Genomic DNA, 15,279 nt, shown 5'->3' with positions numbered 1-15,279 from the left:
GTCAAAATTAAGTAAAAAACTTTTATTTATGAACTCCGAAAAAATTGAAATTTTTGATACCACGTTGCGCGATGGGGAACAGGTTCCTGGATGTAAACTGAATACAAAACAGAAACTGATTATTGCTGAAAAGCTCGATGAACTGGGGGTTGATATCATTGAAGCAGGTTTCCCGATTTCCAGTCCCGGAGATTTTGAATCTGTTTCTGAAATTTCAAAACTCGTAAGAAATGCAAAGGTATGCGGATTAACAAGAGCCAATAAAAAAGATATTGACACTGCTGCTGAAGCTTTACAATTTGCAAAGAAACCTAGAATACATACGGGAATCGGAACTTCTGATTCACACATTAAATACAAATTCAACTCTACAAGGGAAAATATTATTGAACGTGCTGCAGAAGCCGTAAGATATGCCAAAAGATATGTAGAGGATGTAGAATTTTACGCTGAAGATGCAGGAAGAACAGATAATGCTTATCTGGCACAGGTTTGTGAAGCAGTAATTAAAGCAGGAGCCACTGTACTGAACATTCCTGATACTACAGGATATTGCCTGCCGGAAGAATACGGGCAGAAAATAAAATACCTTAGAGAGAATGTAAAAGGAATTGAAAAAGCAGTGTTATCATGCCATTGCCACAATGATTTAGGAATGGCTACTGCCAATTCTATTTCCGGAGCGATTAATGGAGCCCGTCAAATTGAATGTACCATCAATGGATTGGGTGAGAGAGCAGGAAATACGGCGCTGGAAGAAGTCGTCATGATTCTGAAGCAACACAAACACCTGAATTTACATACCAATGTTAATTCCGTTATGCTTAATGAGATGAGCGTTATGGTTTCTGATCTGATGGGAATGGCTGTACAGCCTAATAAAGCCATTGTAGGGGCCAATGCTTTTGCTCATAGTTCAGGAATTCATCAGGATGGGGTCATCAAAAACAGAGAAACCTATGAAATTATTGATCCGGCTGAAGTAGGAGTGAATGCATCATCCATCATTCTTACAGCAAGAAGCGGACGTTCAGCATTAGCTTACCGATTCAAACATATTGGTCATGATGTTACCAAAGATGAACTGGATTATCTGTATCAGGAATTCTTAAAAATAGCAGATCTTAAAAAGGAGATAGGTAACGAGGATCTGGCATTAATCATGGAAACATGCAGCAGAAAAATAGGATAGAGGTTTGATTTAATTCAAGATAAAGTAAAAATGAACAAAGATAAAAAGACACTTTTTGATAAAGTTTGGGATGCTCATGTTGTAGATACGGTTCCTGACGGGCCACAGGTGATTTATATTGACAAACACCTGATCCATGAAGTAACCAGCCCTCAGGCTTTTGCAGAATTGGAATCCAGAAACCTGGAAATATTCAGACCGGAACAGATTGTAGCAACAGCAGATCATAATGTTCCAACACTTCATCAGGAAGAGCCGATTCGTGATGAATTATCAAGAAATCAGGTTCAGCAACTGACTGAAAATTGTGAGAAAAACAATATTGAATTATTCGGTTTGGGCCATCAATACCAGGGAATTGTGCATATTATTGCTCCTGAACTTGGAATTACACAGCCAGGAATGAGCATTGTTTGTGGTGACAGTCATACATCCACTCACGGTGCTTTTGGAACCATTGCCTTTGGAATCGGGACCAGCCAGGTTGCTCAGGTTTTTGCCAGCCAGTGTCTGTTGCTTAACAAACCTAAATCGATGAGAATTACAGTGAATGGTAAGCTTAACGAGAATGTTCAGCCTAAAGATGTTATTCTTTACATTATTTCAAAAACAGGAACAGATGGTGGAACAGGGTATTTCTGTGAATATGCCGGAAACGTTTTCGAGGAAATGTCGATGGAAGGAAGAATGACGGTTTGTAATATGAGTATCGAAATGGGAGCCAGAGGAGGAATGATTGCTCCGGATGAAACCACTTTTGAATACGTTAAAGGAAGAAAATTTGCACCAAAAGGAGAGGAATGGGAAGAAAAAGTAGCCTATTGGAATACTTTAAAAACTGATGAAGGAGCTGTTTTTGATCAGGAATTGTCCTTCAATGCTGAAGACATTTACCCAATGATTACTTACGGAACCAATCCTGGAATGGGAATTTCAATTCATGAAACCATTCCGGCACCTCAAAACGAATCTGAAGCAAAGGCTTTACAGTATATGGGACTGGAAGCAGGGCAGACTCCATCAAGCATAAAAGTCAATTATGTATTTATAGGAAGCTGTACCAATGCAAGGATTGAAGATTTCAGGTCTGCGGCTCAATATATCAAAGGAAAAAGCAAATCTGAAGCCGTAAAAGCTTTAATTGTTCCTGGTTCTCAGCAGGTGGTAAAGCAAATTTATGAAGAAGGTCTGGATAAAATCTTTAATGATGCAGGATTCCAGATCCGCCAGCCGGGATGCTCAGCTTGTCTTGCCATGAATGATGATAAAATTCCGGAAGGAGAATATTGCGTTTCCACTTCCAACAGAAATTTTGAAGGAAGACAAGGACAAGGTTCAAGAACCATTCTGGCAAGTCCACTTACCGCAGCCAAAGCAGCAATAGAAGGCAGAATTTCTGCTTTTGAAAGTTTAAATTAAAGACAACACATGCAAAAATTAGTTATCATAAAATCCACTGCAGTTCCATTGCCTGCAGAAAATATAGATACGGATCAGATTATTCCGGCAAGATTCTTAAAAAGTATTGACAGAAAGGGTTTTGGAGAAAACCTTTTCAGAGACTGGAGATATAATATTCATACCAATGAGCCTAATCCTGATTTTGTTCTTAATAATCCTAAGTTTAATGGTGAAATCTTAGTAGCAGGAAATAATTTTGGCTGTGGAAGCAGCCGTGAGCATGCTGCCTGGGCGTTAACCGATTATGGTTTTAAAGTTATTGTTTCAAGTTATTTTGCCGATATTTTTAAAGGAAATGCTTTAAACAACGGGCTTCTTCCGGTAAAAGTTTCTGAAGAATTTTTGAAAGAGATCTTAGAAGGAATCAATGAAAACCCGGACAATCAAATTGCCATTGATGTAGAATTGCAGTCCATCAGCTTTAAAGACACCACTGAAACTTTTGAGCTTGATTCTTATAAAAAAATATGCCTGATGAACGGGTATGACGATATTGATTTTTTAATCAGCAAAAAACAGGCGATTACAGAATTTGAACTAAAAACACAGACAAAAAATGAGCAACAATTATTTTAAAATCGCAGTTCTTCCCGGAGATGGAATTGGGCCGGAGATTATCAGTGAAAGCATCAAGATTTTAGATGTGATTGCTGAAGCTTTTCAATACAAATTTCAATTTGATTATGGACTGATTGGAGCAGAAGCTATTTTTAAGACAGGAAATCCGCTGCCTGAAGAAACACTGAAGATTTGTAAAGAATCAGATGCTGTGCTTTTTGGAGCGATAGGAGATCCTGCCTTTGATAATAATCCTGAAGCCAAGGTAAGACCAGAGCAAGGATTATTAAAACTTCGTAAGGAATTAGGATTGTTTGCCAATATCCGTCCTTTAAAAACATATGCTTCTCTGATTGAAAAAAGTCCGCTTAAAAGAGAAATTATTGAAGGTGCAGATATTCAGATTTTCAGAGAACTGGTAAGTGGAATTTATTTTGGTGAGAAGTTTACAGATCCTGAAGGTGCTTATGCTTATGATGTATGCAAATACAGCAGAGAGGATATTCTTCCCATTGCCCACATGGCATTTCAGGAAGCTCAGAAGAGAAGTAAAAAGCTGACATTAATTGATAAAGCGAACGTGTTGGATACTTCCAGATTATGGAGAAAGATCTGCCAGGAAATCGCTTCAGAATATCCGGATGTACAGTTAGATTATATGTTTGTAGACAATGCGGCGATGCAGTTAATCCTAAATCCAAAACAGTTTGATGTTATTTTAACAGAGAATATGTTCGGAGATATTATTTCTGATGAAGCCAGTGTGATTGGAGGTTCTATAGGATTGCTTCCTTCAGCTTCAGTAGGAGAGGAAAATGCATTGTTTGAGCCTATTCATGGTTCATATCCACAGGCGAAAGGAAAAGGAATTGCCAACCCTATTGCTTCCATTTTAAGTGTGGCAATGATGTTGGATCACCTTGGATTGCAGCCTGCAGCGAACAAATTGAGACAGTCTGTAGAACACGCCATTGAAAATAAATATGTGACCATTGATCTTAATACAAAGCAATATTATTCTACCAGTGAAGTGGGAAGCTTTATTGCAGATCATATTAAGTATTCTGAAAAGTCATATTATAATTTTGAGAATGTAAAAATCGGAAAATCGACCATTGTTTAGTAAAAAAAAGTTCACTTAGATAGATAGTTAGAAGAAAGGATCTGCCTCGTATGAGACAGATCCTTTCAATTTTTATTTTCTGAAATATGGTAAACCAGTATATTCTGTTTCCTGAATTATTTTCAGAGTCCAAGAATACCGATTTTTCCTGTTTTATCTTCTATGGTATAATTTAAAGCCTTAGCTAACACAAAGATATTGTCCAGATTTTCCATTAGTTGCTTACGTCCTTCAGTTCTCAACTGATTCTGATCGATAGATTTAACGGCCGTTTCTTTAGCTTTTGCCGTTACATTTTTAATATCCTTTTCAGAAATTCTATTAAAAAATGAATCATCCAGAGATTGGATTTCAACGCTAGGGATAATTTTGATCTCTGCATCAGGAAGTTCCGTGATAACCAACTTTTTGTTGATGGAATCCACTTCGATCTTCATTTTATTCAGATCATAGGAAACCTGAGCGTTGGTTTTTGTAAAGGTAATGATACTGTTACTTGAAACTTCTTTACCCATAAACTCATAGCCCATTTTGGTTTTCTGCATGGTAGAACTGTTCTGTTCTATCACCACCATCTTATTCATTTTGGAAATCTGGTTGGTCAGGATATAATAATCTGACTTTTCCGTTTTGTTTCCAAGATTAAGACAGGATTTAAGTCCAAAAAACAGAAGTACCATAACTCCGGCACCGGCTGCAAACGATAAAATTGTTTTATAATTTCTCAAATCTATTTAAAAATTTCTTTAATTACAGATGAGTCATTCTTTTTCAGAATTTCAACTAAATCTCTTTCAATATATCCACTGGTAGGCATTTCTATGATCCTGCCCAGCTCTTTTCCATATTGCTTTACAATAATGGTAGGAACCTTCTGGATGTTGTAAAGAGATTCATCTCCGCTGGGAGATTCTTTTTTACGGTTAACAGCAATAATGGTCATTTTGTTTTCCGGATAACCTACTTCTTCCAATATCTTTGTCAGTCTTGGAAAATCCCTGTGGCTGTCTTCGCACCAGGTTCCCATAAAAACAACAATATCATAAGTTCCCAGTTTTTTCTTTTTCAGTTCACTTATTGCTTTCTGATCCAGAGTATATTCGTCATGTTCCTTTACATACCAGTCTGCATAAGGTGCTTTCAGAAACTGTTCTTTCAACTGATGTCCTAACAGCATTTTACCATCTTTTTCAGTGGTGACTTCGCGGTTAACCACTACTTTCTGAGCACTAAGCTGCTGAGTAGCTAAAAATAAACTTGAAGCGGCAACAATATTTGTAATAAATTTTTTCATATGTTATTTTTCAATAATTGACTTCAGATCAGCAGGAGAGTAGTATTTGTTTTTTAATACTTTATGGTCTGCTTTTCTGTACACATTGAACTTTTCACCAGATTTCTCATAAAAAGATTCTACTTCTTTTTCTTTATAGAATTCAACGGTTTCATTAGCCTGTTCTTCGTTATCACATGCTTTCGACATGTTGGAACGCTGAACTTCGTTGAATAGCTCTACAAATTTGTTGCCAAGTCCAAATTCCAGGACGGCACCACTTAAAACGTACTGTAAGTCACAAAGAGCATCTGCAATTTCTACAATATTGTTGTCAGCAATGGCTTGCTTTAACTCATTAAGTTCTTCCTGTAGAAGTTCTACTCTAAGATTGCATCTTTCTGGAGAAGGAATTTGTGGGGTGTCTAGAATAGGGGCTTTGAAAGTAGTATGGAATTCTGCTACTTGGTTCAAACTATCAATTTTATCCATGAATTTTTTTATTTATTACAAAGATAGAAAACCATTTGATAATAGTGAAATGTAGGGGGAAAATAAGAATCATTATTGAATGTTTTTTAACCACAGATGACACAGATTTTTACAGATGTTTGCGTTTTGTTGTCTATATAATTTGTAAGCGGCTAGTTTAAGAATCACAAAAACCACAACTATAGGGCTGTGGTTTTTGGTTTTAAATATATTGATGATATTCAATTACTCAACTTCTTGATATTCCCAGATCCCTGAGATATTTAATACTTCTAAGCTTGGCTGTTTTTCTCCATAGCTGAATATACAGATATAATTCGCATTGCAGGATGTACAGTTTGTTCCGAAGTATAGGGTAGGCATATCATTTACAGTTAAGGCACCATAATGCTGCATTCTCTGTGAAGTTTCAGTAGTCATCTGATTCTTCAATAACTCGGATCTTGATATTACTTTGTTTTCATTATAGATTTGAAGAATTGGAAATCCCGACTGATACGGAGAAATTTCAACTGTATTTTCCTGACCACATTCACAGCAGGTAAATCGGGTTACTGCTGCTGGAATAGCTTCATCATTAATGAATCTGTCTTTTTGTATCAGGGCTTTTTTACCAATTTTTATTTTTTTTGAAATTGAATACATCTGAGTTTAATTTATTATTGAATAACGGTTCCTTCCAGATTAGGATATTTACCGCTAGGGCTCTTTTTAATCGTAATTTTTATATACCCTTCTTCTGCTAATTTATTCCAAGTTTTTGGATATCCGGTATTAATATCAATAGGAATTTTCCACATGGTCTGCTTTCCGTTTCCTATCTGATTGAACCAGGGAATAATATCTGCTGTCTGAGATTTAAAAGGTAATGCATTAAGGACATCAATCTGATAATAGAAATCGTACTTGTTTTCAGGCTGGTTTAAAGCTCTTTCCGCGAAGGTGTAAACGTACCCATTAATAATAGGGCTGGTAAAGTTACCTCCTAATGTTGGATTTCCAGTTCCATTGTAACTTCCTACAGCACCGCTATATCGGTCATACTTTTGTCCGGCCTGTATTGCAACGTCATCTACAATATTATATCCGCCATTTGCCGGTGGCCATCCACCATTCAGGGTATTAGCCTGAAATAGTTTTTCCAGTTCTTTCCAGTTCCCTTGCTTGTACAGATCAAATGCCTGGTTTCTGATTGTTGAATTTACTTTGTTTCCAGGATCATAAGTTGTAGCAAAATCATCAGCACTTTTGTAGAACACGATTTTAACAGGGCTCGGTTGGATAACAATTTCTTCTTCTCGCTCATCAGAACTACAGGCTACTGAAAAAGATGCAATGGCCAGAAAGAAGAAGTACTTAAATAAATGTTTCATATAAAAAATTTTAAATTATGTGAAATTTAATTAGGTATTGTCAGGGATGCAGACCGAAGCCAGTGTTTACATAGAAAATTTATCTTTTATTTATATACCGATTTTCTTAAACAGAAAATGTTTAATTTATAATGTGATGAATGGTTTTCCAAATTGAAAAAAAACGGAATAACAGAGTAATTCATTGTTAGAAAAGCCATTGAAAGCTTCCCTTAAATACAAACGGGTAACGGTACAATAAGTGAATAATATTGAACGATAAAATTAACCAAAAATATAATAGTGTATAAAATTATTTTAAATAAAACATTATTGTTGAAATTAATTACATGAATGCTAGTGATTTAAATGATAAAATGTAAACATAATTGGAAATTTCAATAAAAAAGACCACTCTTATGAGCGGTCTTTTTTATTTCTATTTAAAATGTCTTATTTTTTAATGAACATTTTTGAAAACTTCTCAATCTGGATCACATAATTTCCTTTTATAAGGCTACTTACATTCACTGTACCATTTTGAAGAGATCCTTCAGTAACCAGTTTCCCGGACATGTCATAGATTTTAAATCGTTCTGATCTGGTGTTTGAAAGGGTTAAAATATCTTTTACAGGGTTTGGATACAACTTGATTTCTGTAGAACCTTTCAGTTGAGTTTCTGCAGTAGACAGTTCACTTGTGGTTACAGAAATATTAGCATTATTTACATCAAAGAAGATATGATTGCTTCCTTTCACCATGATTCTTCCTGAACGGGTTGCAATATTGGGAATTACTACAGCTTCAGAACCGTCATTAGGAGTTCCGGCTAATAGAGTAGTCCAGGTCTCTCCGTTATCTGTTGACCAAAGAATATCTACATTGGCAGCATTGATATTATTAGCAGTGGTTCCTGCTACATCCCAGGTTACAATCTGTGAGCTTCCACCAACATATGATAAAGCAGTGTTCTGAGAAGTAATAAGGAAAGGGCCCGCAAATGCATTCACTGTAATTTTAACATCATCAGAGTTGTTTGCTGCACCACCCAACCTGTTATCTCTAACTGTAAATCTGAAATTCAGATCTCTTGAAACGGAAGATAATGCTTCAACTCTTATTTCCTGACCCATCGTTTCAGTTTCTCCTGCTAAAACAGTAGTCATTCTTGGAAAATATCTTACTGGAGAAGCTGTAGGCACCCATGATCTGAATGTTGGTCCAGCACTTTTTGTAGATGTTGCTGCAGAATTACTTCCTGTTTGAGAGGATGTACCGTTATCCATCTGTTCCCAGATGTAGGTAAGTGAATCTCCATCAGCATCAGTTCCGGCACCTGTCAGTACAAATGGTGTACTTTTAGGAACTGTATAGTCTGCACCGGCATTGGCTGTAGGAATGGTATTTCCTGTAGGTGTATTTACAGAGCAGGGTTTTGTCTTAATATTATTGGTGATCTGTTCAATGCTACGGGCATGAAAAAACGGATTTGAATTTCTCTGCACATCATAAGGTGTAATTCCTGCATATCCCATAATGGTAGATCCTGAACCTGGTTCTACAGGCTGTAATCCTGTTTGTGTAGTATATGAAAATGTGTGGTTTCCACCAAACTGGTGTCCCATTTCGTGCGCTACAAAGTCAATATCAAAAGTATCTCCTGAAGGAATACCGTTAGATGGAGAAGTATATCCGCTTCCTTTATAATTTTCAGGGTAAGTAGTTCCCATATAATTATAAGTAGACATATCATCACTGCATAAACAACCTATACATCCGGCATTTCCACCACCACCAGTAGCACCGAATAAATGACCTATATCAAAATTTGCATTCCCGATTTTTGAACTCAGATCATTCATAAGTTCAAAATTCCATTTTTGCATTTGTCCGGATGGTGAGAAAGGATCATTGTTAGCATCCGTATAAATAATAGAATCATTATTAGGAATCAATACCATTCTTGCAGCAAAATCATTTTCAAAAATACCATTAACACGCGTAAGGGTATTGTTCATAGCTGCCAATGCATCCGCTTTGGTACCACCAAAATAAGCTGCATATTCTCCGGTACAGGATAATGCCAGTCTGAATGTTCTTAAAACAGCATCATCTGCATTTTTAGCTGTAACAATATTAGAAGTACCTTTTTGTGCAGATTCAAGTACTTTACATTCAAAATTGTTCAGATCATTTTTTCTGTCAGATCTTTTATAAACAGCATAAGTAGATAAGTCTTTGGAATAAGGCTCAATAAAAACAGCCGATTTATCACCATAGATTTCCATAGAAGATAATCCTAACGAAGAAATACTGAAATAAACTGTTGATGTTTTGTCTTCTAATCCCTGTCCGATATAAGATTTAATATCCGGATATTTAGAAGCTAATTCAGGATCAAAATTTGAATTTTCCGTTACCGTAAAGCGTTCCATCTTTCCTGCTGAATTAGGGAGAGAAATGATAACGGATGACTTTTCTGTTGCTCTTTTGGGAGTTCTTGCCAATACATTTTTCAATCCATTAATGTCCAGATGAAAAATTCTGGGATCATCAATGTTTTTCATGTTTTCTAAAACTGGCGAAGTTCTTTGTTGGGTTTTTCTGGACCATAGACGGTCTGTTTGCGCAAAAGATACGCCAGATAATACCAGCATCCCCATCATTAATAATTGTTTTTTCATGTTGCCGTGAATTTTTTTGTAAGGATCAAAAGTAGTGAAAATATTAAGAAATAATTATTCTTTTTTAGAATAATTAAAAATAATAAACAGGAAAATATTCAACCCTCTGAATATAAACAAATAAAAAAACTGCCCTATTAAAGGGCAGTTTCACATCGTTTAAATTTTTATGGTGATTAGTTTTTAACAAATCGTTTAGAAACTTCTCCAATTTGGATCATATAAGCCCCTTTAATCAAGTTGCTTACATTCACAGATCCTCTCTGAAGTTTTCCTGAGTCAACCACTTTTCCACCCATATCAAAGATTTTATAGTCTTCAGATGTTGTATTGGAGATATACATGATATCTTTTACCGGGTTAGGGTATAATTTAATATCTGTAATAAGATCTTTCGTATTGGAAAGTTCTCCTCTTCCTGAAGATACAATATTTACTGAATAATCTTCAACCTGTCCATATGTATATGCTTCACAAGATGAAGTAGGAATTGAGCTGTACTTCATCATTACTCTCATTCTTGTTGAACCAAGAGTAGCTGTTGAAGGGATAGTCACTGTTCCTGTAACCGGACTTGTTGTAGAACCTGCTTTTGTCCATACAAGCTCACCGCTGTCTGCAAAACTACCGTTTCCATTGTAATCAATATAAACAGCATAAGCTTCGCTGTACTTCGTAGAAGTCCAAACCGGAGTAATAGAAAGCGTATAAGCAGTTCCTCTTGTTACATTGGTAGAGATCGCTGTAAAGTTTTCATAGCCTGCAGTTCCTGTTGAAGTATTGTTGATGGTACCGAATTTTACATTACCGATTCTTTCATCAGCTGTATTGGATGCTGAAGAAGAACAATAAGTTACTGTTCCGCCTGCAAGTGTTGTAACGTTTACTGTATTACTTGAAGAAGAAGCGTTACCAGCTGCATCTTTCGCTTTTACAGAGAAGCTGTAAGTAGTAGATGGAGTTAAGCTTGTTACGGTATAAGTAGTAGAAGCTGTAGAACCAATTAATGAAGCTCCCATATACACATCATATCCTGTAACTCCTACATTATCTGTAGCTCCGGACCATGAAAGGTTTGTGCTTGTAGAAGTTGTTCCTGAAGCAGCAAGGGTAGGAGCAGTAGGAGCAACTGTATCAGGTGTTCCGGATCCTGCGTTTACAGAAATATTGGCATTATTTACATCAAAGAAAATGTGATTAGCTCCTTTTACCATAATTCTTCCTGTAGTGGTAGTAACGTTAGGAATGGTTACAGCCTGTGAGCCATCATTAGGTGTTGCAGATAATAGAGTAGACCAGGTATTTCCGCTGTCTGTAGACCAAAGAATATCTACATTAGCTGTGTTTACTCCATTCGCGGTAGTTCCTGCAACATCCCAAGTTACAGTTTGTGAACTTCCACCTGTATAAGTTGTTGCTGAATTCTGAGAAGTAACGGCAAAAGGTCCTGCAGTACTGTTTACTGTAATTACAGCATCATCAGAATTATTTCCTGAACCTCCTGCTTTATTATCACGAACAGTAAACCTGAAATTTAATGTTCTGGCTACCGAAGAAAGAGCTTCCACAGTAATTTCGGTACCTGCAGTAGTTGTTGAACCAGCTAAAACAGATGCCATTCTTGGGAAATATCTTGTAGGGACAGTGGTAGGTGTCCATGATCTGAAATTAGGTCCTGAAGCTTTTGTTGCACTTGCGGCAGAACTTGCTCCTGTTTGAGAAGAAGAAGCATTATCCATCTGTTCCCAGATATAAGTTAATGAATCACCGTCTGCATCAGTTCCGCTTCCGGTTAATACAAATGGAGTTCCTTTTGGAATTGTATAGTCTAATCCTGCATTGGCTGTTGGAATTGAGTTTCCAGTATTGGTATTTACAGAGCAGGTTTTAGCTTTAATATTATTAGTAATCTGCTGGATACTTACAGCATGGAAAAATGCATCAGAGTGAGGCTGAACATCCTGGCCTGTAATTCCGGCGTAACCCATGATTGTTGATCCTGATCCAGGTTCCATATTCACCCCTGTTCCTTCGTTACCATGAGAAAAGGTGTGATTTCCACCAAACTGGTGCCCCATTTCATGAGCCACATAATCAATATCGAAATTATCCCCTGATGGAATTGAGTCTGCAGGAGAAGTATAACCACTACCTTTTGATCCATTTGTACAGATACATCCGATACATCCTGCGTTTCCTCCACCTCCGGAAGCTCCGAACAAGTGTCCGATATCATAATTAGCTTCACCAATAACAGAAGTTAATGTACTTTGTAATTGAGAGTTCCAGCTGCTCATTCCTGAAGCAGCGGAATAAGGATCCGTAGATGCATTGGTATAAATAACAGCGTCATTGTTGGCTATAAGAACCATTCTTGCAGCGAAATCTTTTTCAAAAACACCATTTACACGAGTCATTGTAGTGTTCATTGCAGCTAACGCTTGAGCTTTTGTTCCACCAAAATAAGCCGTGTATTCTCCTGTACAGGATAATGCCAGTCTGAATGTTCTTAGTTTAGCATCATCAGCATTAGGTCTTGCGGCAATACCTGCATTAGAAACTCCTTTTTTAGCAACATCTACTACAGTACATTCAAATTTACTTAAATCATCATTTTTGTCAGATTTTTTGTAAACAACATACGTAGAAAGGTCTTTAGTATAAGGCTCAATAAATACAGCTGATTTATCACCGTAAATTTCCATGGATGATAGCCCTAGTGGAGAAACACTGAAATACACTGTTGAATTTGGATCTTCAAGCCCCTGACCTACATAAGATTTAATGTCAGGATATTTTGCAGCTAATTCAGGAGTGAAGTTGGAATTTTCTTTTACTTTGAAGCTTTCCATCTTGCCATCAGAATTCGGAAACGAAATGATGACTTCCGATTTTTCGCCAACTGCCAATCTCTTTGGTGCTTTAGCTAAAGCATTTTTCAATCCATTGATATTCAAACTGAATAGTTTCGGATTTCGGATCCCAACTTTGTTTTCAAAAGTCTCTGAAGAAGTTCTTGATAACTCTTGTGACCAAAGGCGGTCAGTCTGTGCGAATGAAACTCCTGTAATAAGAAGCATCCCAAGTAGGGTTAATTGTCTTTTCATATTAAATATTTGTTTTTATTATGGTAAATCGAAATTAATAAAAATATTATTACGAAAAACAAAAATTTTTAAGATTTTTTTTGATCTTTCATTTAATATATTATGCAATACATTAAATATATTCAAATTGATATTGTCCCAAAATGAAAAAATGGCATACGTAATTTACGTATGCCATTTTTTATTAATTAAAATAATTTTCAGTTACATTTTATCATCGGCAGTAGGGCCATAAAGTCCGGGAACTTTATTTCCGGTTGATCTTAAATAGACAACCAGTTCACCCCTGTGATGGTACAAATGATTATAAAGAAAACCTCTTACTACCTGAATTCTTGGTGAAGCCGGGAAAAGAGCATTTCCATTCATTTCCATCTTCCATTCATTAAAATAAGTGTTTTCATCAGAGTCTTCCAAGACCTTTTGTGCTTTAGCAACGTTTTCTTCAAACTTTGCTACAATATTTTCAGCTTTGGAAATGTCACCTTTATCATACTGATAGGTACCCATGTCAAAGACATCCTGATTAAAGGTAGAGTCATACCAGTTGTAAACTTCTGCAATATGAGACGCTAACTGACCGGTTGTCCAGTTCTTTTCAGAGGGTTTCCAGTCTAAAGCGCTGTCAGGGATTGCTTTTAAAATTTTTCTGGTGTTTTCAGCTTCGTGCAGAAATTCACCTAAAAGTGCCTGTTTAATCATTTGTATGAGGGTTAAAATTATTTTGTAATATCTCTTCCGATCACCAGTCTCTGGATTTCAGAAGTTCCTTCACCAATTGTACAAAGCTTAGAGTCTCTGTAGAATTTTTCAGCAGGGAAATCTTTTGTATATCCGTATCCTCCGAAGATCTGAACAGCATTATTGGCAATTCTTACACAAGCTTCAGAAGCATATAATTTTGCCATTGCCCCTTCTTTTGTCATTTTTTGCTTAGCATTTTTCAATGTTGCTGCTCTTTGAATAAGAAGTTCAGCAGCATCAATTTCTGTAGCCATATCAGCTAACATGAAGTTGATCGCTTGGAATTCAGAGATTGATTTTCCAAACTGATGTCTTTCTTTAGCATATTTTAAAGCAGCCTTATAAGCTCCTCTTGCTGTTCCTAAACTTAAAGCAGCGATAGAAATTCTACCTCCGTCAAGAATTTTCATAGCCTGTTTGAAACCTTCACCCACTTCTCCTAAACGGTGAGAATCCGGTACACGTACATTATCGAAAATTAGCTCTGCCGTTTCAGAAGCACGCATCCCTAATTTATTTTCTTTTTTTCCTGAAGTAAAACCAGGCATTCCTTTTTCCAAAACAAAAGCGGTAGAGTTATTTTTAGCTCCTTTTTCACCTGTTCTGGTCATTACTACAGCAATATCTCCTGAAATAGCGTGAGTAATAAAGTTCTTAGCTCCGTTAATGATCCATTCATCACCGTCTTTTACAGCAGTGGTAGACATTCCTCCTGAATCAGACCCAGTATTATGCTCTGTTAATCCCCAGGCTCCGATTACTTTTCCGGAAGCTAATTGAGGAAGCCACTTATTTCTTTGCTCTTCATTACCAAATTCATAAATATGATTTGTACAAAGAGAGTTGTGTGCTGCTACAGAAAGACCAATAGACGGATCTACTTGAGATATTTCATCCAGGATCGTAACGTATTCATGATAACTTAAGCCGGAACCTCCGTATTGCTCAGGCACTACAATTCCCATAAAGCCCATTTCTCCCAGCTGGTGAAATAAGTCTTTTGGAAAAGTCTGGCTTTCATCCCACTCCATAATATTCGGTCGGATATTCTTCTCTGCAAATTCTCTAGCTGTCTCCGCTATCATTTTGATGTTGTCAATTGTCTCTGTATTCATATTGATAATAGTTAGTTCCCAAAGATAACCAAATTGACGGAATGCTAAAAAAATTATCACATCCATAATATATATCATGTCAATATTTTAATTTCCAATTTTTTATATTTTGAGAATTAATGTATTCTTAATAAAATATTCAATCTTTTGCGTATTTTATTTTACTAATTTAGTCGC

The 15,279-nt window shown here is 36.5% G+C and carries 13 protein-coding genes; 4 read left to right on the top strand and 9 right to left on the bottom strand.

Features of this window, described 5'->3' with window-relative positions; translation table 11 throughout:
• Positions 1 to 28 precede the first annotated feature (28 nt).
• From BOQ64_RS14940 to leuB, 4 genes are read left to right on the top strand one after another with little or no spacing between them, the layout of a single operon-like run.
• Positions 29 to 1,192 (top strand): 2-isopropylmalate synthase, encoded by a 1,164-nt coding sequence (locus tag BOQ64_RS14940; RefSeq protein WP_129057614.1) that lies wholly within the window; start codon positions 29 to 31, stop codon positions 1,190 to 1,192.
• A gap of 30 nt (positions 1,193 to 1,222) precedes the next feature.
• Positions 1,223 to 2,611: a 3-isopropylmalate dehydratase large subunit gene (gene leuC / locus BOQ64_RS14935; protein ID WP_129057613.1), complete on the top strand. Its 1,389-nt coding sequence runs from the start codon at positions 1,223 to 1,225 to the stop codon at positions 2,609 to 2,611.
• A 9-nt stretch (positions 2,612 to 2,620) separates the two neighbouring features.
• Positions 2,621 to 3,229 (top strand): 3-isopropylmalate dehydratase small subunit, encoded by a 609-nt coding sequence (gene leuD, locus BOQ64_RS14930; RefSeq protein ID WP_129057612.1) that lies wholly within the window; start codon positions 2,621 to 2,623, stop codon positions 3,227 to 3,229.
• Positions 3,210 to 4,334 (top strand): 3-isopropylmalate dehydrogenase, encoded by a 1,125-nt coding sequence (leuB, locus tag BOQ64_RS14925; RefSeq protein ID WP_129057611.1) that lies wholly within the window; start codon positions 3,210 to 3,212, stop codon positions 4,332 to 4,334. Before leuD ends, leuB begins: the two co-directional genes overlap by 20 nt.
• A 122-nt stretch (positions 4,335 to 4,456) precedes the next feature.
• On the opposite strand, the gene BOQ64_RS14920 is transcribed toward leuB, so the two are convergent.
• The 9 genes from BOQ64_RS14920 to BOQ64_RS14880 form a co-directional block, all read right to left on the bottom strand.
• Positions 4,457 to 5,062: a DUF4230 domain-containing protein gene (locus BOQ64_RS14920; protein ID WP_129057610.1), complete on the bottom strand. Its 606-nt coding sequence runs from the start codon at positions 5,060 to 5,062 to the stop codon at positions 4,457 to 4,459.
• 2 nt (positions 5,063 to 5,064) lie between these two features.
• Entirely contained in the window at positions 5,065 to 5,628 is a 564-nt protein-coding gene (locus tag BOQ64_RS14915) for a TlpA family protein disulfide reductase (protein WP_129057609.1), read from the bottom strand.
• Between the two features lie 3 nt (positions 5,629 to 5,631).
• A complete protein-coding gene (locus tag BOQ64_RS14910) occupies positions 5,632 to 6,099 on the bottom strand; it encodes a nucleoside triphosphate pyrophosphohydrolase family protein (protein WP_065394492.1) in 468 nt (155 codons plus the stop codon).
• Positions 6,100 to 6,324: 225 nt separating this feature from the next.
• Positions 6,325 to 6,744 (bottom strand): hypothetical protein, encoded by a 420-nt coding sequence (locus BOQ64_RS14905; RefSeq protein WP_129057608.1) that lies wholly within the window; start codon positions 6,742 to 6,744, stop codon positions 6,325 to 6,327.
• A 14-nt stretch (positions 6,745 to 6,758) separates the two neighbouring features.
• Positions 6,759 to 7,472 carry a glycohydrolase toxin TNT-related protein gene (locus tag BOQ64_RS14900; protein WP_129057607.1) on the bottom strand — a complete coding sequence of 238 codons (714 nt, stop codon included), beginning with the start codon at positions 7,470 to 7,472 and terminating at the stop codon, positions 6,759 to 6,761.
• 432 nt (positions 7,473 to 7,904) lie between these two features.
• Complete coding sequence (locus BOQ64_RS14895) at positions 7,905 to 10,136, bottom strand: zinc-dependent metalloprotease (RefSeq protein ID WP_129057606.1); 2,232 nt, start codon at positions 10,134 to 10,136, stop codon at positions 7,905 to 7,907.
• 176 nt (positions 10,137 to 10,312) lie between these two features.
• Positions 10,313 to 13,243 carry a reprolysin-like metallopeptidase gene (locus BOQ64_RS14890; RefSeq protein WP_129057605.1) on the bottom strand — a complete coding sequence of 977 codons (2,931 nt, stop codon included), beginning with the start codon at positions 13,241 to 13,243 and terminating at the stop codon, positions 10,313 to 10,315.
• A 204-nt stretch (positions 13,244 to 13,447) separates the two neighbouring features.
• Entirely contained in the window at positions 13,448 to 13,945 is a 498-nt protein-coding gene (locus BOQ64_RS14885; protein WP_129057604.1) for a DinB family protein, read from the bottom strand.
• A gap of 17 nt (positions 13,946 to 13,962) precedes the next feature.
• Entirely contained in the window at positions 13,963 to 15,102 is a 1,140-nt protein-coding gene (locus BOQ64_RS14880) for an acyl-CoA dehydrogenase family protein (RefSeq protein ID WP_129057603.1), read from the bottom strand.
• Positions 15,103 to 15,279 lie beyond the last annotated feature (177 nt).

This window comes from Chryseobacterium sp. CH25, from assembly GCF_004119455.1.
Lineage (GTDB): Bacteria > Bacteroidota > Bacteroidia > Flavobacteriales > Weeksellaceae > Chryseobacterium.
This window is presented reverse-complemented; position numbering and strand designations above follow the sequence as displayed.

Bases quoted from the DNA above. Each gene is read 5' to 3' on its own strand.
- BOQ64_RS14940 (WP_129057614.1), top strand. From the start codon at position 29: ATGAACTCCGAAAAAATTGAAATTTTTGATACCACGTTGCGCGATGGG.
- leuC (WP_129057613.1), top strand. From the start codon at position 1,223: ATGAACAAAGATAAAAAGACACTTTTTGATAAAGTTTGGGATGCTCAT.
- leuD (WP_129057612.1), top strand. From the start codon at position 2,621: ATGCAAAAATTAGTTATCATAAAATCCACTGCAGTTCCATTGCCTGCA.
- leuB (WP_129057611.1), top strand. From the start codon at position 3,210: ATGAGCAACAATTATTTTAAAATCGCAGTTCTTCCCGGAGATGGAATT.
- BOQ64_RS14915 (WP_129057609.1), bottom strand. From the start codon at position 5,628: ATGAAAAAATTTATTACAAATATTGTTGCCGCTTCAAGTTTATTTTTA.
- BOQ64_RS14910 (WP_065394492.1), bottom strand. From the start codon at position 6,099: ATGGATAAAATTGATAGTTTGAACCAAGTAGCAGAATTCCATACTACT.
- BOQ64_RS14905 (WP_129057608.1), bottom strand. From the start codon at position 6,744: ATGTATTCAATTTCAAAAAAAATAAAAATTGGTAAAAAAGCCCTGATA.
- BOQ64_RS14900 (WP_129057607.1), bottom strand. From the start codon at position 7,472: ATGAAACATTTATTTAAGTACTTCTTCTTTCTGGCCATTGCATCTTTT.
- BOQ64_RS14895 (WP_129057606.1), bottom strand. From the start codon at position 10,136: ATGAAAAAACAATTATTAATGATGGGGATGCTGGTATTATCTGGCGTA.
- BOQ64_RS14890 (WP_129057605.1), bottom strand. From the start codon at position 13,243: ATGAAAAGACAATTAACCCTACTTGGGATGCTTCTTATTACAGGAGTT.
- BOQ64_RS14885 (WP_129057604.1), bottom strand. From the start codon at position 13,945: ATGATTAAACAGGCACTTTTAGGTGAATTTCTGCACGAAGCTGAAAAC.
- BOQ64_RS14880 (WP_129057603.1), bottom strand. From the start codon at position 15,102: ATGAATACAGAGACAATTGACAACATCAAAATGATAGCGGAGACAGCT.